The organism is Tatumella sp. UCD-D_suzukii (genome assembly GCF_000611875.2).
Taxonomy (GTDB): domain Bacteria; phylum Pseudomonadota; class Gammaproteobacteria; order Enterobacterales; family Enterobacteriaceae; genus Tatumella; species Tatumella ptyseos.
In genome coordinates this window covers 1-19,660 of sequence record NZ_JFJX01000030.1, presented here as the reverse complement: position 1 = coordinate 19,660, position 19,660 = coordinate 1, and the positions used below count along the sequence as shown (strand labels likewise).

General features: G+C 48.3%; 22 protein-coding genes. 9 read left to right on the top strand and 13 right to left on the bottom strand.

From position 1 onward, the window contains the following. Window positions 1-3: 3 nt before the first annotated feature. From CG67_RS06980 to CG67_RS06965, 4 genes are all read right to left on the bottom strand, one after another. Complete coding sequence (locus tag CG67_RS06980) at window positions 4-318, bottom strand: conjugal transfer protein TrbD (protein ID WP_025902240.1); 315 nt, start codon at window positions 316-318, stop codon at window positions 4-6. Then, window positions 318-794 (bottom strand): TrbC/VirB2 family protein, encoded by a 477-nt coding sequence (locus tag CG67_RS06975; protein WP_025902239.1) that lies wholly within the window; start codon window positions 792-794, stop codon window positions 318-320. Before CG67_RS06975 ends, CG67_RS06980 begins: the two co-directional genes overlap by 1 nt. Window positions 795-805: 11 nt before the next feature. Further along, complete coding sequence (gene trbB, locus CG67_RS06970; protein WP_025902238.1) at window positions 806-1,792, bottom strand: P-type conjugative transfer ATPase TrbB; 987 nt, start codon at window positions 1,790-1,792, stop codon at window positions 806-808. 229 nt (window positions 1,793-2,021) lie between these two features. After that, window positions 2,022-2,303: a helix-turn-helix domain-containing protein gene (locus CG67_RS06965; RefSeq protein ID WP_235501114.1), complete on the bottom strand. Its 282-nt coding sequence runs from the start codon at window positions 2,301-2,303 to the stop codon at window positions 2,022-2,024. A gap of 301 nt (window positions 2,304-2,604) precedes the next feature. Between CG67_RS06965 and CG67_RS06960 the strand changes: the two genes are divergently transcribed. Next, a complete protein-coding gene (locus CG67_RS06960) occupies window positions 2,605-3,657 on the top strand; it encodes a replication initiator protein A (protein ID WP_084764928.1) in 1,053 nt (350 codons plus the stop codon). Window positions 3,658-4,186: 529 nt separating this feature from the next. Here the strand turns inward: CG67_RS06960 and CG67_RS06955 are convergent. The 9 genes from CG67_RS06955 to CG67_RS06920 all read right to left on the bottom strand — a co-directional run bounded on the left by CG67_RS06955 (window position 4,187) and on the right by CG67_RS06920 (window position 7,755). Further along, window positions 4,187-4,567 carry a hypothetical protein gene (locus tag CG67_RS06955; RefSeq protein WP_025902235.1) on the bottom strand — a complete coding sequence of 127 codons (381 nt, stop codon included), beginning with the start codon at window positions 4,565-4,567 and terminating at the stop codon, window positions 4,187-4,189. Further along, window positions 4,564-4,809 carry a hypothetical protein gene (locus tag CG67_RS06950; protein ID WP_025902234.1) on the bottom strand — a complete coding sequence of 82 codons (246 nt, stop codon included), beginning with the start codon at window positions 4,807-4,809 and terminating at the stop codon, window positions 4,564-4,566. The genes CG67_RS06955 and CG67_RS06950 overlap by 4 nt, the downstream gene beginning before the upstream one ends. Window positions 4,810-4,906: 97 nt before the next feature. Continuing rightward, window positions 4,907-5,110, bottom strand: a complete 204-nt coding sequence (locus CG67_RS06945) for a hypothetical protein (RefSeq protein ID WP_025902233.1) — start codon at window positions 5,108-5,110, stop codon at window positions 4,907-4,909. 9 nt (window positions 5,111-5,119) lie between these two features. Continuing rightward, window positions 5,120-5,383, bottom strand: a complete 264-nt coding sequence (locus CG67_RS06940; protein WP_025902232.1) for a hypothetical protein — start codon at window positions 5,381-5,383, stop codon at window positions 5,120-5,122. Between the two features lie 68 nt (window positions 5,384-5,451). Then, window positions 5,452-5,589, bottom strand: coding sequence for a hypothetical protein (locus CG67_RS18295; protein ID WP_160318966.1), 138 nt, complete (start codon window positions 5,587-5,589; stop codon window positions 5,452-5,454). A 78-nt stretch (window positions 5,590-5,667) separates the two neighbouring features. Continuing rightward, the gene (locus tag CG67_RS06935; RefSeq protein ID WP_025902231.1) at window positions 5,668-5,901 is read right to left on the bottom strand and encodes a hypothetical protein; all 234 of its coding nucleotides are present in this window, start codon (window positions 5,899-5,901) and stop codon (window positions 5,668-5,670) included. Between the two features lie 194 nt (window positions 5,902-6,095). Beyond that, window positions 6,096-6,557: a hypothetical protein gene (locus CG67_RS06930; RefSeq protein WP_025902230.1), complete on the bottom strand. Its 462-nt coding sequence runs from the start codon at window positions 6,555-6,557 to the stop codon at window positions 6,096-6,098. Between the two features lie 13 nt (window positions 6,558-6,570). After that, window positions 6,571-7,344, bottom strand: a complete 774-nt coding sequence (locus CG67_RS06925) for a conjugal transfer protein TraL (protein WP_025902229.1) — start codon at window positions 7,342-7,344, stop codon at window positions 6,571-6,573. Between the two features lie 63 nt (window positions 7,345-7,407). Next, window positions 7,408-7,755: a hypothetical protein gene (locus CG67_RS06920; RefSeq protein ID WP_025902228.1), complete on the bottom strand. Its 348-nt coding sequence runs from the start codon at window positions 7,753-7,755 to the stop codon at window positions 7,408-7,410. Between the two features lie 408 nt (window positions 7,756-8,163). Between CG67_RS06920 and CG67_RS06915 the strand changes: the two genes are divergently transcribed. The 8 genes from CG67_RS06915 to CG67_RS06870 all read left to right on the top strand — a co-directional run. Continuing rightward, window positions 8,164-8,553, top strand: coding sequence for a hypothetical protein (locus tag CG67_RS06915; RefSeq protein WP_025902227.1), 390 nt, complete (start codon window positions 8,164-8,166; stop codon window positions 8,551-8,553). After that, window positions 8,546-8,917, top strand: a complete 372-nt coding sequence (locus CG67_RS06910) for a hypothetical protein (protein ID WP_025902226.1) — start codon at window positions 8,546-8,548, stop codon at window positions 8,915-8,917. The genes CG67_RS06915 and CG67_RS06910 overlap by 8 nt, the downstream gene beginning before the upstream one ends. Next, window positions 8,907-11,555: a TraI/MobA(P) family conjugative relaxase gene (gene traI / locus CG67_RS17420; RefSeq protein WP_025902225.1), complete on the top strand. Its 2,649-nt coding sequence runs from the start codon at window positions 8,907-8,909 to the stop codon at window positions 11,553-11,555. Before CG67_RS06910 ends, traI begins: the two co-directional genes overlap by 11 nt. After that, entirely contained in the window at window positions 11,552-13,531 is a 1,980-nt protein-coding gene (locus CG67_RS06890) for a type IV secretory system conjugative DNA transfer family protein (RefSeq protein ID WP_025902224.1), read from the top strand. The genes traI and CG67_RS06890 overlap by 4 nt, the downstream gene beginning before the upstream one ends. Beyond that, window positions 13,528-14,109: a conjugative transfer signal peptidase TraF gene (gene traF / locus CG67_RS06885; RefSeq protein WP_025902223.1), complete on the top strand. Its 582-nt coding sequence runs from the start codon at window positions 13,528-13,530 to the stop codon at window positions 14,107-14,109. Before CG67_RS06890 ends, traF begins: the two co-directional genes overlap by 4 nt. Beyond that, window positions 14,096-14,881 carry a lytic transglycosylase domain-containing protein gene (locus CG67_RS06880; protein ID WP_025902222.1) on the top strand — a complete coding sequence of 262 codons (786 nt, stop codon included), beginning with the start codon at window positions 14,096-14,098 and terminating at the stop codon, window positions 14,879-14,881. Before traF ends, CG67_RS06880 begins: the two co-directional genes overlap by 14 nt. A 17-nt stretch (window positions 14,882-14,898) precedes the next feature. Next, the gene (locus tag CG67_RS18535; RefSeq protein ID WP_025902221.1) at window positions 14,899-18,879 is read left to right on the top strand and encodes a zincin-like metallopeptidase domain-containing protein; all 3,981 of its coding nucleotides are present in this window, start codon (window positions 14,899-14,901) and stop codon (window positions 18,877-18,879) included. A 49-nt stretch (window positions 18,880-18,928) separates the two neighbouring features. Then, window positions 18,929-19,660, top strand: a 732-nt coding sequence (locus CG67_RS06870) for a DNA topoisomerase (protein ID WP_025902220.1), incomplete at its 3' end; no start/stop codon positions are given.

Genomic DNA, 19,660 nt, shown 5'->3' with positions numbered 1-19,660 from the left:
CTATCAGTAAATGCGTGGCGATTTAGCCACCCTGTAAGGCCGGGAGAAAGGCCCATAATAGTGCCCGTATTTGAGCTGTCGGATGTAGACTTTAGATAATTCAGGATCTAACTTCGCCATCCTGCGGAGCACTTGAACACAGACAAACCAAATCATCAGACCGATAACCGTCGCAATCAAATTGAGTGCTGAGACTATCAGCCCGCCCGCAAGCAACATGGAGAACAACATCAATTCGCGTTCGCCCCCCATAATTTGCTGCGGACGGTGTAAGGCCCGATGGAATGGCGTCTGACGACGCGATTCCGGTTTAGCCATTAGCGTGCTCCTGCTCCGGTCACAGACGCCACAACCTGCCCTGTTTTTCCGTGTACATACGCAGCAAGGTCAGCGGCTGAAATGTGCGCAGAAGCGGGAACGGTTGCACCAGAGAACAGAGCGCCGGTCAGTAAAGAGTTAGCGAAAACAATGATACATACGACGATCACGACATAGATGATGCGACGAGTGAACTCTGAGATCTCACCGCCCCAAATCAGCGTCGCGCCACAGGCAATAATACCGAGTAAGGCAATGACGAATGCCACAGGCCCGCTAATTGACTGTTTCAGTTTCGTTAATGGCCCTTCCCACGGCAAACCAGAGCCGCCGCCTTCCGTTGCATCTGCTGCATGTGCTGGGTGTGAGAAAACCACCATAGCTAAAACTGCCAGACACACCCAAAATGCTGGGGAGTTAATAAACGCACGAAGACGCTCAGAGAACGGCGAGGCCGCAAGTGTTGAATGGTTCATATTTCAGTTCCTTAGAGTGTGTTAGTCAGGTAGTTAATACCGTCGTGGCCTTTAACCTCGACGATTTCTTTGATATGCCGTGAGGATTCAGTTCTTTCAATCATCACAACATAGTCAACTGCTTCAGCAATCAGCTTTTGCATTGGTGCTTCCGTCACTTCGGAAACAAGTTGCTCCAGTCGGACGAGTCCGGCATGTGCTGAGTTTGCGTGTACCGTCGCCGCGCCGCCCGGATGCCCCGTATTCCACGCCTTGAGCAAGGCGAGTGCGGCACCGTCACGAACCTCACCAACCAGAATGCGGTCAGGTCGTAGGCGCAGAGTGGCTTTTAAAAGACGAGTCATATCGACGTGATCAACTGCACGGAGTTGCACCACGTTTTTTGCAGAAGATTGCAGCTCGCCCGTATCTTCGATGATTACAATGCGATCATGCGGGCTGCAAATTGGCATGTGATCGATGATGGCGTTAGTTAAGGTTGTTTTGCCGGAACTTGTACCACCAACAACGAGAATATTTTTCTTTTTGGCAATACCTTGTTTAAGAACATCGGCCTGTTTGCGCGTCATAATTCCACTTTCGACATACTGATCTAAAGTGAAAATGGCCGACGCTTTCCGTCGAATAGTGAAGGTGGGGGCTGCCACAAGTGGCGGGATTAAAGCCTCAAAGCGCGAGCCGTCTAAAGGCAACTCGCATTCAAGTATTGGATTTTGCGCCGTGATCTGCGTTTTTAGCGTAGATGCAACCGTTCCCATAAGGGACTCAGCTTGTGCCGGTGTCATTGAGCCGACAACTGTCATTGCCTCGCCGTGACGGTCAACCCATAACGTACCGTCCGGGTTTAGCATGATCTCCTGAACCTTTGGATCTTCAAGGAGTTTACATACCGTCGGCCCAAGTTCACGGCGCAATTTTATATTAATTCTATGTTCAAATTCTTGACGCGGCGATCGACCACCTGGCGCCTGCGAATTTGCAAGCTCAGTCGTTGACATACGGCTACCTTATTAGTTGATTTTAGTAAAAAGTGATTGAACGTTACCAACGTGTGCATGATAGTCTAGTGACTATAAAAATTGCAAGCATCTGCGTGAGTTTTTTGATAACATTTTCTCAGCAAAGCATCAGGATTTATTAAGTGATTTATCAGAAAGAGTGAGCGAAAAAAAAGCGCCCTGTAAACAGAGCGCTTTAGTTGACAGATTATTCATTTGAAACAGCGAGTTATGGTCTTAGAAGTTTCCAGAGGGGAACACCAACGGCTTTAGCCAGGGTAGACATGCTGTCGATATTGATACTGTTTTTCCCATTTTCTACATCACTCACGAACGACTGAGAGACGCCACATTTTTCACGTACATCGCGCTGGCTCAAATTGGCTGCTTTCCGGGCCTCCCGGAAACGCTTCGCGAAATAAAGCCTCTCCGGGCTGGTCGGCGTCCTTAAATGTTTAAGGTCGTCACTGGTGGGCATAGTTTGATCTTGTCCTCCTTTTATATTTTTCACTTAACAATTTCCGCTAATTTTTTTGTGTCATCGTAAATAAATTTCTTGCAAACGGGTAGGATATGATCTCCCTCCGACTATCAAAGCACAGGTGGTAATTATGAAGCAAACAAAATCATCCATGAAGTTACCGCAGAAACTGATAGAAAAAATGGAACAGATTCGTAGCGGCACTGATCACATCATCCCCGCCGATCATGCCATCAGTGATTCAGAAAATGAAAGTGTTTTCAGTGAGCTAGATCAAGGGAAACCAAAAAATAGTGCTGTTGAATCCATAGCGACCACAACCGGCAAGCTAATGGGAAGCATCGAAGTTTTACGGGAGAAGCATCGCGCCCGTGTGAGTGCTGAGATCCAACCCGGCGAAACATTCGAGGAGGCAGAATCCAGAATTTTGGGCCGCGAAAGCTGCCCTGTCGTGTCTACCGTCAGCGAGCAGATGGAAAGAAATAAAGAGCACGAAAAAGCAAAAACACTTATCCGCCAGGCACCAAAAAACGATATTCAAAGTGATTTCTTTGTACCTGGTTTATTTGATGTAGGAGGAAGGGATAGCAGATCACTGATGGATGTAGCCCCTTTCCGCTTATCAAAACGGGATAAAAGGGCTGGGGAATTGATCCGATATGACCTGCCGGATGGCTATGTAGAGGTAAGTGCGGGGCCATATGGAATGGCCTCTGTATGGGATTATGACATAGTGCTGATGATGATTTCTCACCTTACCGAGACAATGAACAGGTGGCGTGACGGAAAGGGTGATAAACCATCATCGACTTTTACCCCGCATGTATCAGACGTACTAAAATTCTGTCGTCGCGGTGATGGGAGCAGGCAGGTTGTAGAGTTAGAGGCTGCTCTTGATCGTCTTAAAGGTACAACAATAAAAACCGTCCGCGAGCGTGTGCAGCCAGATGGGAGAACTATGCGGGAAGTCGATACAGAAGGACTTATAAATAATTATCGCGTTGTATCACGTACAGACACGAAGCGACTCAGCATTGTTGAAATTGAAGCACCAAAATGGATCTATCGGGAAGTTGTAGAGGGGAAAACACCAGACGTTCTTACCGTGCATCCTGACTATTTTTTAATTGATCCTGGTATTGGAAGGTTTCTTTACCGGCTTGCCCGTAGAGCCGCCGGAAAAACAGATGCCCGCTGGGCTTTCAAAACAATTTTCGAGCGCAGCGGCAGCGCCGGTACTCTTAAAGAGTTTACAAGGACAATTCGGCGTCTCGTCGAAGCTAATGACCTACCGGAGTACCATTTGCAGGAGGAGCCAGGCAAAGAAGGCCCAGTATTACGCATGACACATAGAAACGCGATACCTGCACCGGATGGTGTGTAATAGACGGCGGGAACCTATCAGATCTGGTGTAAAGCCCCATCATGGGGTTTTTTTTAACACCCTCGTTACCTTTCATTTGGTTTTTTCATGGTATTGCCATGCGATCTGCTGCACTTGTGGATAGTCCGTCTATTACCCACCAAGCCGCCGTCTATTACCCACCCGCCGCCGTCTATTACCCACCCGCCACCGTCTATTACCCACCGGGCAAACTTGCAACACAATGATTTTAAAAGGAAATACCGTGTTTTTTTCTTCTAAATCTTTTAAATCTATATAAAACTTTATTTAAAAACCCGCTGGCTTGTAGATAACCTAACCTATACCGCGTCACGCATCCTGAATCAGCACCTGCTCACTTGCGCTTCCTCGGTCGAACAGACTCGCCGTAAACGGCTCCCTAATCCGACTCTGCGGCGAGCGCTCCCAGCTCAGACACACAAAAATGATTCATCACCTTTTATCATTGCAAATAAAAACCCGCACAAGGCGGGTTTCGGTGGGTTCAGGAGGTAAAAGGCCATGCGGCTTAGTAGTTTTTCCAGTAAGTTACGCCATCGTCACAACGATAAGCAGTTTGACTTTCAGTAGAACCGGCAAACACGCCAACTTTCCCGTTTAAACCTAAACCGACCCCCGTCGTGTTTTGCCCGTCTCGCTTTTCTACAATTTTACAGTGCTGATCAGCCCATGACTTCCATTGTTGTTGTTCATCAACATAGTCACCTGTCATAGACGCAAATAAAAATAAGATCCCACCAATAGCGAAAACCGTTAGGATTTTTGGAAGAGCATCGCGGCCATATAGGAATAAAACCCCCACCAATGCGATAATTAAGGTGATTACACAAAGCCAAACTATATCGGAGTAAGGATTAACAACCCCGTCTAACAGCTCTGATTGTTTCATTTTCCCCCCTTATCTAATTTCAGCTCCAGCAGCTCCAACATGGTTAACGGAATTTCCTTCCCTCCATCACAACGCCAGATCAATACGGTGCGCTCTGAGCGCCCTAAAAGCTCTCCTGCGGCTTTTGCGGTTAGCTTGTGCCTTTCCATCAGCTCAATCAGTCGTAGCCTCTGAGGCGGTGTTTCAGGCCCAAATTGCCCCACTTTCTCAATTTGGTTTTGGTCAGTGACCTTTTTTTTCATGTTAACCCCTGGATTTTTTAGGTGAGAGGCCAATTTTTCGACCTCTCCCCCTGATTATATGTTTCCCTTTGGAAACATCACAAGATGATTTTGCCTATCAATTTTCAGTATCATCAAGCTCAGCTATCATGCTGGCCAGGCTGCGGATTTCCTGCCATGACATAGCATTACGTTTAGCGTCGTTCTCGTACCTGTAGCACTTGAGTATTTTCCCGGACTGAATGACAGCAAACCGATAGCCGTTATGTAAATGCTTATAAAGATCTGCTTTTTTTCTTTCCTTCTTGCTAATTCGATACATTAATTTCCCTCACATGAATTTATGCGCAATGAAACTAATAAGCAGAACGCTTGATATTTTAAAAAATGAGTCTGCTATATCAAATTCAAAATCATCATTTGATGACTGCCCGCCCCTAAGTAAATACACTAAAGCCATCAAACCAATGGCACCTGCAATATTTATATTTGCAGCTTTAAATATTGGAACAGCAAACCATCCCCATACGGTTTTTACGACAAAGCATGAATAAAGAAACAGAGCCAAACCAATTAATATTTTCGCTACTTTCATATAAACTTGCTCCTTTATAAAAGCCTGTTATTTAATCAGGCTTTATTTATGAATTATTTTGATTGCTGTTACTTTGTAACTAGCTTATTTTGTGCAATTCGGATCGCCTGCATGAAGCCGTTGAACTCGCTAAACTTCATTGCAGGTACAGCACACCTTTCACCTTTGGCAATCGCCTCAATAGCTGATAGCATACGTTTTGACATGAGAAACACCCTTACCGTTGATTGTGTCTAGGCGGTTGCTCCAACAACCGCCAACCCTTCAAATTCATACCCTTTTTTTTAAATTCCGTAGCGTTCGGCGAGGAAGAAAAACCAATTGTGGATAGATTTTTTTGATCTTTCAGGGATGCGCTCTGCGTATTGTTCGACCATAGACGAAAATTTACTTTTCATCGCTTCAAGCCGTTCAGCGTTGGCAAAGTACGGCCCTGACTTGTCGAACGCGAACCCGGAGCGGTCGCCAGCGCGGTTAAGAATATCTTTGATTTGAGATGCCGTGATAGCTGTCTTCATGATAACCCCTTATCAATCAGGTGGCCCATTGCCCCCTTACATCAATCATTATATGTTTCCATAGGGAAACATTGATAATCGTTTTTAACTATCAATTTACTGGATATGTGATTGTTTTTTATGTAGGAAAGTAAAAAAAACCCGCTACAAGCGGGCTTCTGAAAAAAATCACATATGAGAGCTGTTTTGCCTGGTTATGCTGAGTGCATAAATACAAAAATCATCGACCCAATGGAAGCGGCTGCCGCTAATGCAGCAAGCCCTACAGCAACCCATATCCCAGCCTTTGCCGTCTTCACTTCCTGATTAGCCGTATTGGCAGATTTTGCAGCTTGCTGCGCTGAGGCGATCTGGTCACGCAAAGTAATGCTAACTTCACGCATAGCCTGTTCCGAGGCTTCCCTGATTTTGCTTGCTGCAAACTCCGCGCTATTGGTTATCAGTTTAGCCGCCGTACCTTTAGCCTCCTCCGTCTGCTGCGCGATAGCAATCGACAAAATTCTATTAGCTTCCTCGTAATTTTCTGACGCTAAATCAAGGTAACGTTGAAGCACCATTTCGTTAATTAGTACAGTGGCCAAAATCGGATCATTATCAGCGATAATCACTTTATACTTTCTGGCAATTTCCGCTTTTATGTGCTCAATATCGATCATGGTGCCCCCTTAATTAAAGAACAACGTCAAGCTGTTCAAATATCGCTTTTTTAACTTTGTTCAAGCGAGATTTAGACATTAGCCCGAATGCGTCAGATTTTGCCACTTCTTCAAAAGTCATTTTACTGTCAAGCATATGCTGAACATCTTCACCGAACGTACTGCCTGTTTGTTTTTCGATACGAATAATACCCCTTACCCGATCTTTATTATTCAGATAGACTTTCATTTGTTCAAACTCTTTACCGTCAGCTTTGATCTCGCCGAAAAATTCATTTAGCCATACAACAATTTCAACATCACCCGGCATTTGTTCAACAAGAGAAGCAAACCCGGCAAGAGTGTCCCTTATTGCCTGACCGCCGGTAATTACAGTATGAATAACAACCTTTTTCCCGTTTTCAATAATCAAATTGATAGCGTCGTTTTCTGCGATGTAATAAGAGAGCGGAATAAACGAAGCCGCGCCGTTATCAACTACAAAATTGCTGTCTGCTTCAATTGATTGTTCAATCAAGCCATCAAATCGGCGTTCGATAAGAGAGCCGTTTTCCATCAGTTCCAGACGCTGAGTGTTAAACGCCGTATAACCGGCCAATGTGGCATTAACAGGATCAGTATCAACAGCAATTACAGGGCGACCTTTAGACATAAACCACTGCACCAGGATTGATGAAACGAGTGATTTACCGACACCACCTTTACCCTGCAAAGTAAGGTGAACCTCTTTAAGAGCTTGAGTAAGAGCATCTGAGACTGGTTTAGCTTTGGTATTAATATCGGTCATGTTTTTCTCCTTAACTGGATTGTGCAATCCACAACATTATTGGATTGTGCAATCCATAAACGATTAGATAAGATCAGTGCGTTTGTTCGCGTCTGGGTTGTGCGTAAATACGCCTTTTTTGGCTGGTTGTTCTCCGGCCGGTTTTGCAGAGTCTTCCGTGGTTGGCTGGGGAACGGGGTCGGCCACTGCTGCGACCACCTTCCCTTTTTGGTGCCCCCCTTCGTTTTTATTCAAAAGGTACTGTCCGACATACCGGTTGAATTGTGAATAACTGATCCCTAGAACATCCGCATAATCATCGTAGATAGAACGTTGCGGATGCCCGGTCAAAAGTAACCCCCTGAACGTATCAGCATGGGCTAGGAATTTTGTACGTCCATCCCCCTTTCGCTGCTTTCTGGTTGTCGTCATTTTTTCTTCCTCTCTTGCCGTACCTAACATCATTACGGCAATCATACGCTATATGCGATTATATGCAACTATATGCGATTATACGCGATTATACGCGATTTAATGCGACTATATGCGATTATATGCGACAGCGCAACCCCCGATACGCGATTATATGCGATTATATGCGATTATGTGCGATTTGTTTATTCTTTGAACTGTTTTTGCCCTTTAAGGCTGGAAAACCAGAATGCTATCGCATAAGATTGCACGCAGAATGATGGCAAGATGTGTATTGTACCGGTACAGGCTTCGCCTCTACCTGTCCAATACCGTACCTTATTCGCCTTTGGCTCAACGGTATCTTGCTCTGCGAGGCTGGCAGTCGCTACCGCGACTAACAACAAAAGACATACATCAGGAGGAAAAATGGATAACGAGAAGATTATTAGAATCGGCGATTTTGCACAGCCGGTGCATCGGATAATGAACGAAAATTACATACGCTCGATCCTCATAAATCTGCAAACAGCGATGGAGCAAAAAGGCTGGACGTTTGCTTTAACACATCGCCGCTATGAGATCGAACCACAAAAAAAGGCGGCATTTGCGCGAGCAGTTTACTCAGCTCAAACGGAATTTTTGCGGCCTTACTTAAACCAGGAATCCAAGTCATTTAGTCACCAATCTGATGATGCAATGAGTGACGGTTACGCCTGGCAATGGTTAATCAGTATTTTTGACTCGCTCGCCGAATTGGGAATCCGCCCTGTTCCAAATGACAAGTCCAGTGAACGCAAGGCAGGTATCAATGATTGATAAGGCACCAAAAAAAGAAAGAGGCGGCCGCCCTCGCAGCCGTCGTATAGAAGTCTGGTTAACTCCCGATGAAGAAGCGGAGATCGCCGAACGCTCAGAACAGGCAGGACTTTCTAAGTCAGCCTATTTAAGAAACGTTGGAATGGCTCAGCCTATCCGGTCAGTTGTTGATTTGAAAGCCGTCGCAGATCTTGCAAAGGTTAACGGTGACTTAGGACGTGTAGCTGGTTTACTCAAACTCTGGTTACTCGAAAAGCGCGGGCAAGGTGCCAGACCTGCTGATGTTGAAAGCATGATGAATGATTTCCGTAAGCTGCAAACTCAGGTGCATGACCTTATGGGGAGGGTTGTTCGTGATCGCTAAACGTGTCCCTAATCGCAAAGAGACTTCAAGCGCTGCCCGCCTTGTCCGTTACGTGGTCAATGCAAAGGGCGGAGAAGATCCCCGCGACTGGACTCAAACGGCTGATTATATTCTTGATGGAAATATTGAAAAAAACGCAAAAGGCGAAAAAGTTGGCGGTGTTCGTGTTTCAAATTGCGGCACTGATGATCCTGCTGTTGCAACAACTCTTATTCAAGCAACACAGGCAGTTAATACACGCTCAAAAAAAGATAAGACTTACCATCTCGTATTTTCTTTTCCCCCAGGAGAAAACCCGTCACTGGACGTGCTGAATAAAATCGAAGATGAATTATGTGCATCTATTGGTTATGCAGATCATCAAAGAGTCTCAGCCGTTCACGTCGATAAAGATCACCTGCATGTGCATGTTGCAATTAATAAAGTGCATCCGACAGGCTTCCAGAATATAGAGCCTTATTATGATAAACGCCGTCTGATGGAGGCGTGTGATCGCCTTGAAATAGAGCACGGCTTACAACGTACTAACCACGGATTAGAAGGAAAAGACAATGACAGACCAAACCCAAAACGACGCGAACGAGCTGCCAGAGGAAATGAGCGAGGAAATGTTAGCTCAGGAAAGAGAGCTGATGGCCCAGCAGAGCCAATTACCCTCAACGACGAACGAGGAGCGAGATCGACAGCATTCCGTCGCCATCTACGTGAGTCCTACGATCTCCCGATTACCCGACCACCAGAAGCCAAAACAATACACGGTATGCGAAACCTGTCCGGCAGCAATGTGGCACGTATTACCGACAGATCTCCGCTGTTATTGCCGGGCGACTCACGCTTTGGTTTACACCGCGACGGGCGAGGAACCATTAACAGATCCAATGATGGCCTGCGACGGGCGGGAAATGGCCATAGAGCAGATGCTGGCATCACAGGAGGGTTAGGTAATACAGCGACCACTATCGAGCGCCAAAGCGGGATTGAGACGCTTGCCGGGTATGTATCAAAGAACCTTGCGTCCGAGCTGGTAACGGCGGATAGCTGGAAGGCTGTACATGCTTCACTCGCGGAACATGGGTTGGTTATCAAGCCGAGAGGCTCAGGGCTTGTTATTGGTGATCCCGGCCTGCCGCTTTGGGTTCGTGCAAGTGAATGTGATCGCCGCCTGGCAATGAAGGCAATGACTGACCGATTAGGCCCGTATCAACCAAGTGAACAATCAACCACTAAAGGAGAGTCAGGCGGAAAAGATAGCACCAAAGGTAAATCGTCTTATAAACCGAAGCCCGTACAAACGCACCCGTCAACTGCGAAACTTTTCGCCCAGTATCAGCGCGAACGTCAGGCGATGGCCTCAGAAAGAAAGGCGGGCTTTGAGAAGATTCGCCAGGAGAAAGCCGCTTACGTAGCCGAGCTGGATAAATGGAAATCCGGCAAAAGAGCCTTAAATAAATTGGGTACTAAGGGCATTGGCAGAAAGATGACGAGCCAACGTATTACGGCAGATTATCGTAATGCCAAAAAACAAAACCGAGAGCAATCCGCAGAACGCCGCCAACAGCTTTTCAACAAAACCACAATGCCCGCATGGAATGACTGGCTAGCCATTCAGGCGGAAAACGGTAATACAGATGCGCTTTCTGTACTGCGAAGCCGCGCCGAGAAAGAAACCAAATTACAGGGTGATCTTTTAACGGCTGAAAAGGCTAATAAAGCAAGAAATGTGCTGATGAAAAACTTAAAGCCGGTAGTAAGACATGATGGTGTTGTTTCCTATAAAACCGCTGATGGTGGCCGGGTTCTCGACAGAAATAGTCATATCCACGCTCAAACATCATCAACCGGCGCATCATTATTAGCCCTAACGCTGGCAGCAGAAAAATACGCAGGGCAGCCGTTAGTTGTCGAAGGTACAGCCGAGTTTAAAGAAGAAGTTGCCCGGCTTGCGGGCCTTCATTCGATTAATGTCACATTCAGCGACAAGGAAATGGAGAAGACACGAAAAGCCGCAGGCATTGAGCTTGAGGCGCATAAGTCGAGTCGTCTCATAGATCACGGCCCAGCGCCTTATCAGAATGAACCAGGTGCCAGGGAAAGTTATTTTGTCGTACTCGAAGGCAGAGAAGGGAAACAGCACACTTTATGGGGTGTCGATCTTGAGCGAGCTATCAACGAAAGCGGAGCCAAGCCTGGTGACCGAATTGATGCAGAATTTAAAGGCTCTCAGCCCGTCACGTTGCCAGATGGCCAGCTTGCGCACAGGAACACATGGGAGGTTACGAAAAAGGCAGATGCACCAATGCAAAAACCTAAGCCGGAAGAAGCCAAGAAAAAGGCAGGTGAGCCAACAGCCGCCGTCATGGATTGGATAGAAAAACGTAATAAAACGCGTGATAAATTATCGTCTATTGACTATCATAGACTCTGGAGTTCAAAGGACGCAGGCAGGGCAATTTATCAGGGCCGCCGGAACATGAGCGACGGCACAGAAGTTATCTTGCTCAAGCGTGGCGGTGAAACGTTGGTAAAACCGGCAACCGCAAATGTTGTCTCTAAAGCAGCAAAATGGAAGGTTGGTCGTAGTGTGGATCTTGATGCTCGCGGCCGTTTCTTAAATTCATCAAGAGCGAACGAACTATGAGTGTAAAAAACTCGTCAATATTAAAATCACGTCTTATCGGCGCGGTTTTTCTGATTAGTTATATTGTGATCGTAAACCAAATAATCAGTCAGTATATTGCCCGGCAGTTGCAGTATCATCCTGCTTTGGGTAGTCCTATTGCTGGTTATTTCTATTCACCATTTGCATGGTGGAGCTGGATATTCAAATTCTACAGCGGCGCACCTAATCTTTATAATTATGCCTTTATTGTTCATTCCGTTCTGATATTAGTCGGGTTGATTTCGTTTGTATTGATCACCGGCTTTAAGTCCCGCAGTTCTCGTAAGCATGAAGATGTTCACGGCTCCGCCCATTTCGCAACTTATGAAGAAATTCAGGAAAGCGGACTGTTACCCAAAGAAGGCCAGAAAGGCAGAGGGGTTTATTGTGGTGCAGTTGATGACCCTAAAACTGAATCCGTTCATTATCTCCGCCACGACGGCCCGGAGCATGTTTGCGCGCTCGCACCTACCCGCTCAGGTAAGGGTGTCGGGCTTGTTGTACCGACTCTGCTTAGTTGGCCACATTCAACATTCGTGCTTGACCGAAAGGGCGAGAACTATGCAATGACGGCAGGCTGGCGACAGAAACACGCTAACAACCTTATTTTAAGATTTGATCCCGCCGAACCTGGCACCGGCTGTTCATGGAACGCGCTCGCAGAGATTCGTTTCAAAACCCGCTATCAAGTCAGTGATTGCCAAAATATCAGCCTGATGGTGATTGATGATGATGGTAAGGGGATTGCTGGCGATCACTTCCGCAGCGCCGCTTATGAGCTGATAGTGGGCCTCGTTATGCACGCTCTCTATAAGTCCGATCTGCCGGAGGTCATGGCTTTACGCAAGCCCGGCGAAAAACTGCCAGGGCTGTATGACATAGCACACATGCTAACTGGTGTCGGCGATTTTGCGGCCCCTGACACAGAAAACGACTTGTTAGACGACCCGGAGGGTGATCCTAAAGCGCTGACGGGCTTATTTACTGAAATGCGTGATGTAGTTCTCAATGATGATTCTGCCGCCGCCCGTGAGGCAAAACTTGTGATTGCCGGTGTAGGTCGCAGGATGTTAGGAACGCCAGCGCGTGAGCTGGGTAGTATTATTTCAACCGCAAATAATGCGCTTTCTATATACCGTGATCCGATTGTTGGTGAAAACACGACCCGCGTAGATTTCAAGGTTGATGATCTCATGAACCATGAAAAACCGGTGTCCCTGTTTTCTATCATGACGCCGCGTAATGCTGACCGTTTACGCCCTGTAAACCGTCTTTTACTGACACAAATTGTGCTTTCGCTCGCTGACAAAATGGAGTTTGACAACGGCCGATCTAAGACCGTCCACAAACACCGCTTACTTTTGATGCTCGATGAATTTCCGACGCTGGGAAAACTGGAGGTTTTCGAGAGTGCGCTGGCCTATATCGCCGGTTATGGAATGAAAGCCTACATTATCACCCAGGACGTGCAGCAGCTCTATAAAGCCTACACCAACTATGAAAGCATTATCTCTAACTGCCATGTCCGTATAGCTTACGCCCCGAACAAGGTCGAAACAGCCGAATGGATGAGCAAAATGACAGGGCAAACCACGATTGTTAAAGAAAGCGTGTCAACGTCCGGCAAACGTTTTGGCATGGTGCTGGATAACGTGTCTACGAGCTATCAGGAAATCCAGCGGCCACTGATGACCGCAGATGAAATCATGCGGTTGCCTGGTCCGAAGAAAAACGCCGATGGCGATATTCTTTCTGCGGGTGAAATGCTTGTTTTTGTTGCTGGTCAGTCGCCTATCCGGGGCCGCCAGATCCTCTATTTCCTTGACCCTACATTTTCTAAGCGGTCGCGGATTAAACCTCCTGTAAAAACTGATGTTGTCCCTCAGCCTGATGCCGCACCTTACGCAGCGGTAGCGGCCGAAGGCAGTCAATCAGCCGGGTTTAGCATTCCATGAAAGGGCGCAGCGTAGGTATAGCAGCCGCCAGCCTGGCGGCACTCATTGGCGCAACATTTGTCGCGGCTCAGATTGCCGGATTGCGTCTTAACTTCACTCATTCCGCACCTGCCGGGTTATGGCGTGTAACCGAAGCAAAGACCAGTGTTTTAAAAAGAGGTGAGCTTGTCGAAGTCTGCCCGCCAGTTCGGCCAATCGTAAGCATTATGGCTGACCGTGGATATTTAGGGCCGGGTGATTGTGGGCCTGATCACCTGACCCCGTTACTTAAACCGCTGGCAGCGATTCCGGGTGACACCGTGACAATCTCCACTGGCCAGCCTGTAAAAGTTAACGGCGTGGCTCTTATGAATACGGAGGCCATGCCTACGCTTCCCGCCTGGCCAGCAGGAACCTATCACGTAGAAAAAGGGCAGGTGTGGCTTTTTTCCACTTTCAGTGCAGGCAGTTTTGATAGCCGTTATTTCGGGCCGGTAGCCATTACCAATATTCGGGGTAGTGCTAGCCCATTATTGGTAAGCGGTGACGTAACCGGCATGACACTCACGACAGGAGGGCACGACTATGGTCGGTATTGAATTAATTTTGGCATGTGCTCCCGGTGTGCCGGTCGAAACTGTTCAGCAGATTATTCAGGTAGAAAGCGCCGGTGATCCGCTGGCAATTAATGTGAACAAAGGCACCCTGCAACGCCATGCCACAGACCCAAAGGACGCCGCTGATCTTGCAAAAAAATATATTGCCGCAGGTTATAGCGTCGATATGGGGTTAATGCAGGTTAACAGTTCTAATCTTGCCAGCCTCGGCTACAGCGTCGCTGATATGTTTGATACCTGCAAAAACATCAAAGCTGGCACTCAGATTTACTCAAATTTTTACAACCGTGCATCACAGGTTTTCAGCGGGAAAAGTCAGATCCATGTTGCTGCTTTATCCGCTTATAACACCGGCGATTTTACTCGCGGGCTAACTAATGGCTACGTGGCTAAATTCGCTAAATTTGGCATACCTGGCACCGCAATGGCGGCTACCAGTGCGCCGGTAAGACTGGAACGCGTAGCTGCTCCAGTAAATCCCTATACGGCCTCAAGTGCCGTTTTCACTAAGTCAGTTCAGGAGGCACCAATGAGTAACACTGAAAAAACAACCGCAATCGTTAGCCGTCATTCAGAGGATTCAGCAACGCCGGGCGTACAGGTTGAACATACGGCGGACGAGGCCGAACGCAACGGGGCTTTTGAGGAAACGGCACTCAGTGAGCACGATGCGTGGGAGTCGAATGCGCAGACGTTAGCCGCCAATGATCCCAATGGTTCCGCCATCATGATTTCTGGCCGCACTGTTCGTTAACTGGAGGCAATTAACCTATGAACAAAGACTATATAGAGAAAGTTGCAAGCAGCATCATTGACCAACTGGAGCAGGGAACAGCCCCCTGGCTTAAACCGTGGGAGCCTGGCCAGTTACGCTTACCTTACAACCCGACCACCGGTAAAGAATATCGCGGCATGAACTCTCTTTGGCTGCACATGCAGGGAAAAGAAGATCCGCGCTGGCTTACATTCAATCAGGGGAAAGAAGAAGGTGCCAACGTCAGAAAGGGCGAAAAAGGCACTCACATAGTGTATTGGAAGTTTAGCGAAGAACGCACACTAAAAGATGAAAATGGCCGACCGGTCATTGATGATGAAACCGGCAAAGCGAAAAAAGTTAACGTCCAGTTAGAGCGCCCCCGTTCATTTACTGCGGTAGTGTTTAACGCTTCTCAGTTTGATGGTTTACCGCCCCTTGAGGCTCGACCGCAGCGCCCCGAACCAGAACGCCATGCGCTTGCAGAAAAAATCATTGAAAACTCCGGCGCTAAAATCAGTCACGTTGATGGTGATCGCGCCTTTTATAGCCCGTCTCGCGATAGTATTACATTGCCCGCACGGAACCAGTTTCCGACTTCCGATAACTACTATGCAACAGCATTGCATGAGCTGGGACACTGGACCGGCCATCCCGACCGGTTAGATCGGGACTTATCCCACCCGTTCGGTTCGGAAGGTTATGCCCGCGAGGAATTACGCGCCGAAATAGCCTCTCTGATGTTGGGTGAGCGCATGGATATTGGCCATGATCCCGGTCAACACGCCGCCTATGTTGGTTCGTGGGTAAAGGCTCTTAAAGAAGACCCCCGCGAAATTTTCCGTGCAGCAGCCGACGCGGAACGTATTGCCGGTTTCGTTATGGGATTTGAAAACGAGCAGGCTCAAGCTGTTAATGTTGAGCAACAAGCGACTCAGGAGCCACCGCGCTGGACAGTAACACAGAGGGACAGCACCAAAGAAAATCCTGTAACTGAGGTTTTGGGGCAAACCAACAGCGCGACAGAAGCGCTAACGCTTTTCCGTGGTGCAGTTGATACCAGCGTTACGGACAACACAACCGGTGAGCGGGTAGGGCGCACTGAGTGGGTTCGTGATGGAGCAGCTACAGAATGGATTCCATCGGCGGAGCTGGAGGCTCATGCGGCAATCGAGCAAATGGGTGCATCCATACCGCAGCGACCGGCTGATATGTCACAGCAGGATTATCAGCTTTCAGAAGCTATTGCGCTGGCCCGCCATTATCCAGAACCAGAGTCATTCAGTCAGACCCTGCTTAATCGTCAGATCCAAACAGCCACAAAAGAGGCTTTCGGCGAGTCTGTTCCTGGTATTCGTGCCGGACAATTACCGGAGGGCTGGACAGGAGAGGCCCGCGCCCGTCCCGTTGTCGTTTCCGGTGATTTTGAATCTGGCGATCTCGAAGACCGCGACCCGGCTCCTGGAGAAAATCCGTCAGAGTGGCGGATAGAAGTAAAAAACAACAATCAGCAATGGGAATGGTTCGCTAACGGCTTTACCGCAGATGAAGCTGATCAAATGGCAGGTCGTCTAAATGCTATTTCCAATTTATCTCAGCCGGTGGCCACTCAATCCCTTGATGATGAAAATCAACCACGCTGGACGGTGAAAGAACGCGGCGAGGTCATTGGAACCACAGAAAGTGCGGTTGAAGCATTAGAGCTGTTTTTCAGTCGTCCTTACACCAGTGTGAAAGATAACACCACAGGAGAAGATGCCGGCCGTTCTACCTGGGGAGGTGCGGCACCTCAATGGAAGCCGTCAGACAATTTAATGTCCATCGTAAATGCGGAGCTGGCAGCACAGAAAGAAGCCCCCGAAGTCGCACAGCCGGAAGATCCTAAATGGACTGGTGCTCCGGTGCCAACAGCATGGAGATATGCAGCGTGTGAAGTTTTTGACGCAGAAATGGCAAAAACCACTGGAAACCCTGAATACAGCAAAGGCCGGGAACTTGCTAACGGACTCAGCCAGTACGAGGAAATGAGCTTTGAACCTTCCGACCGGGAAAAGCGTATTTTAGAGGAAAAAAAAGAACATATTGCGATGGCCACTAAATGGGTAGAGCAAAATATTCTTTTAAATCCGGCAGTGAAAGATGCTGTTTACGAAACCGTTCGTGATTTCGGCCAATACACCGGCGATGAAAAAGAAGATACAGAACGTCGAAACTTTCTCACTGAAATGGAAAAAAAACACGTAGTTCCTTCCGTCACTGAACCGGCGCAGGCCGTTCAACATCATAAGCCGGAAAATCCTATGTCAGATCGTACTTACCTCGCGGTGCCGTATAAGGAGAAGGAAGCAGCCAAAGCAGAAGCCAGTAAGGCCGGTTTTCGCCTTCAATGGGATAAGGAAGCAAAATCATGGTTTGCCCCTGCCGGTGCGGATTTAAGCACTATGCAAAAGTGGAACCCCGACAGCAGCCGGGTTATCACAGAAACAGCCCCGGACAGTCCAAAAGTACAGTTAGCCGATGCTTTACGTGATGCCGGTTTAGAGCTTGATCGTGGTCAGTGGCTTGATGGCCAGCGCATAGGCGATAGCGGCCCTGTAATGGATGGAAATCTTTACCGTGTACCCGTTAAAGGAGACAGAGAAGGACAGCGCTCCGGTGCGTATGCAGCACATATGGAAGGTCAGGTGCCGGGTGCGTACATCGAGAACTTTAAAACCGGTGAGCGCATTAACTGGAAAGCCGACGGCCCTATAGAACAACTGACCGCAGAAGACCGGGCGCGATTGGCTAAAGAGGCTCAGGAACGCCAGAACTCGCGGGATGCTTCCACTCAAAAGCGTTATGAAGCGACCGCAGACGCCGCCTCAGCCCTTTGGGCTGAATCACCGGCAGCGACGGCAAATAATGACTATTGCAAAGCTAAAGGAATGACAAACCCAGTTGGGCTTCGTGTTGTCCCGGATGCTGTATCACCAGAAGCAGCCGCGAAAGGAATCGTTATTGTAAAAACCGCGAAAGATGCCAAAGAGCAGCGAGAGAAAAACCCAAATGCTCGCGTATTTAAAGCCGGAGATCTGCTTATTCCTGGCCGAGACATGGACGGTAAAATGTGGACGCTGCAATCAGTAAATCCTTACTTTAAATCACTCATGAAAGGTGGCAAAAAGCATGGGCTCTTTTCCGTCGCCGGTGCAGATGCAGAAGGCAAGCCGATTGAAGGTGTTTTGAAAGCAGCTAATAAATCTTTGGTGATCGCCGAGGGTTATGCCACTGCTGATACGGTAAGCCGTCTAACAGGGCAACCGGTTATCGTTGCTTTTGACAGCGGCAATATTAATGCGGTTGCCGGTGGTTTACGTGAGCGCTTCCCTAACACACCGATGGTAATCGCCGCCGACAACGACCATGACGCACCAAACAGAAAGCTCCCAAACGGGCAGCCAGGCGTAAATGTTGGATTGGTTAAGGCTAAGGAAGCCGCCGAACGGCACGGCGCTGGCGTTGCGGCTCCTTCTTTCGGCAAAGGTGACAAAGGCACCGACTGGAACGATGTAGAAAAATCACGCGGCGAGAACGATGCCCGCAAAATGTTGGCAGAACAGATGGCCATAGCCAAACGGGACGCTGCTGTTAACGCGGAACGCATTACTACTCTTGCCCGTCAGCGAGATATGGAAGCCCGTAACGACCCAACAACAAGCGCAGATGATGCGCATGTTGCAACCGAGCATAGCCGGGCCGCGTCTCTCATATCTTCCGCCAGTGACCAGAAAACAGCCGTAAATTCTACTGCGGCAAACGCGATGGCCACCGGCGCAAAAACGCCGTCAGCCTCAGACGCAAAATCCATCACGGATCGGCAGACCAATGCAATGCGCGATACCGTGAAGAAAGAGCGTCAGGACGTGCAGTATGAAGCAGAAAACGACGACAAGAATCCCGCTAAACCTGCCTCACGGCCTCGCGTTCGTCGCCGTGGCCATGATGCTGGTATGTAATAAATAATTCAGCCCGGCTTATGGCCGGGCCAATAAGAAGGAAAGCCCTATGACTACGTTAGTAATTGTTGAGTCTCCCGGTAAAGTAAAAAAAATTAGTGCGATTTTAGGCGATGCTTTTAAAGTTGTGGCCAGTGTTGGCCATGTGCGTGATCTGCCATTAAAAGATATTGGAGTTTCTGCCCCTGACTTCGCGCCGCACTACGAGCCAACCCAGCGCGGTAAAGATGTGTTGGCCAAACTGCGAAAAGAGGCGGCAGCCGCTTCCCGCGTCTTGTTGGCAACTGACCCGGATCGAGAAGGTGAAGCCATCGCCTGGCATCTGGCCGACGCGCTGAAACTCCGTAACCCGGAGCGCGTAACATTCACGGCTATCACTAAAGAAGCTGTAACCTCCGCTATTTCATCCCCTCGACAGCTCGATATGCAGCGTGTACGCGCTCAGGAAGCCCGCAGAGTGCTTGATCGTATCGTTGGGTATCGCGTAAGTCCCGCGCTGTCAGATCGGGCCGGAGAGCGTTTATCTGCTGGTCGTGTGCAATCACCTGCTGTTCGACTCGTCGTAGACAGAGAGCGAGAGATAGCCAACTTTGTGGCCACTCAGCATTTTGGTGCTGAACTATCTTTTGATGATGGTAAGTGGCGGGCAGTATGGGACACAAAACCCCACTTAGCAGAAGGGGGGAAATATATAACTGATAAGGATCTGGCAACCCGCGCCGCAGCGGTTCGTAATGTCACCGTGACCAGTTTCACCGATAATAAAAAAGGTAAGGCACCG

Coding starts and splice junctions, on each gene's coding strand:
- CG67_RS06980 (WP_025902240.1), bottom strand. CDS start 318: ATGGCTAAACCGGAATCGCGTCGTCAGACGCCATTCCATCGGGCCTTA.
- CG67_RS06975 (WP_025902239.1), bottom strand. CDS start 794: ATGAACCATTCAACACTTGCGGCCTCGCCGTTCTCTGAGCGTCTTCGT.
- trbB (WP_025902238.1), bottom strand. CDS start 1,792: ATGTCAACGACTGAGCTTGCAAATTCGCAGGCGCCAGGTGGTCGATCG.
- CG67_RS06960 (WP_084764928.1), top strand. CDS start 2,605: ATGGGAAGCATCGAAGTTTTACGGGAGAAGCATCGCGCCCGTGTGAGT.
- CG67_RS06955 (WP_025902235.1), bottom strand. CDS start 4,567: ATGAAACAATCAGAGCTGTTAGACGGGGTTGTTAATCCTTACTCCGAT.
- CG67_RS06950 (WP_025902234.1), bottom strand. CDS start 4,809: ATGAAAAAAAAGGTCACTGACCAAAACCAAATTGAGAAAGTGGGGCAA.
- CG67_RS06945 (WP_025902233.1), bottom strand. CDS start 5,110: ATGTATCGAATTAGCAAGAAGGAAAGAAAAAAAGCAGATCTTTATAAG.
- CG67_RS06940 (WP_025902232.1), bottom strand. CDS start 5,383: ATGAAAGTAGCGAAAATATTAATTGGTTTGGCTCTGTTTCTTTATTCA.
- CG67_RS18295 (WP_160318966.1), bottom strand. CDS start 5,589: ATGTCAAAACGTATGCTATCAGCTATTGAGGCGATTGCCAAAGGTGAA.
- CG67_RS06935 (WP_025902231.1), bottom strand. CDS start 5,901: ATGAAGACAGCTATCACGGCATCTCAAATCAAAGATATTCTTAACCGC.
- CG67_RS06930 (WP_025902230.1), bottom strand. CDS start 6,557: ATGATCGATATTGAGCACATAAAAGCGGAAATTGCCAGAAAGTATAAA.
- CG67_RS06925 (WP_025902229.1), bottom strand. CDS start 7,344: ATGACCGATATTAATACCAAAGCTAAACCAGTCTCAGATGCTCTTACT.
- CG67_RS06920 (WP_025902228.1), bottom strand. CDS start 7,755: ATGACGACAACCAGAAAGCAGCGAAAGGGGGATGGACGTACAAAATTC.
- CG67_RS06915 (WP_025902227.1), top strand. CDS start 8,164: ATGGATAACGAGAAGATTATTAGAATCGGCGATTTTGCACAGCCGGTG.
- CG67_RS06910 (WP_025902226.1), top strand. CDS start 8,546: ATGATTGATAAGGCACCAAAAAAAGAAAGAGGCGGCCGCCCTCGCAGC.
- CG67_RS06890 (WP_025902224.1), top strand. CDS start 11,552: ATGAGTGTAAAAAACTCGTCAATATTAAAATCACGTCTTATCGGCGCG.
- traF (WP_025902223.1), top strand. CDS start 13,528: ATGAAAGGGCGCAGCGTAGGTATAGCAGCCGCCAGCCTGGCGGCACTC.
- CG67_RS06880 (WP_025902222.1), top strand. CDS start 14,096: ATGGTCGGTATTGAATTAATTTTGGCATGTGCTCCCGGTGTGCCGGTC.
- CG67_RS18535 (WP_025902221.1), top strand. CDS start 14,899: ATGAACAAAGACTATATAGAGAAAGTTGCAAGCAGCATCATTGACCAA.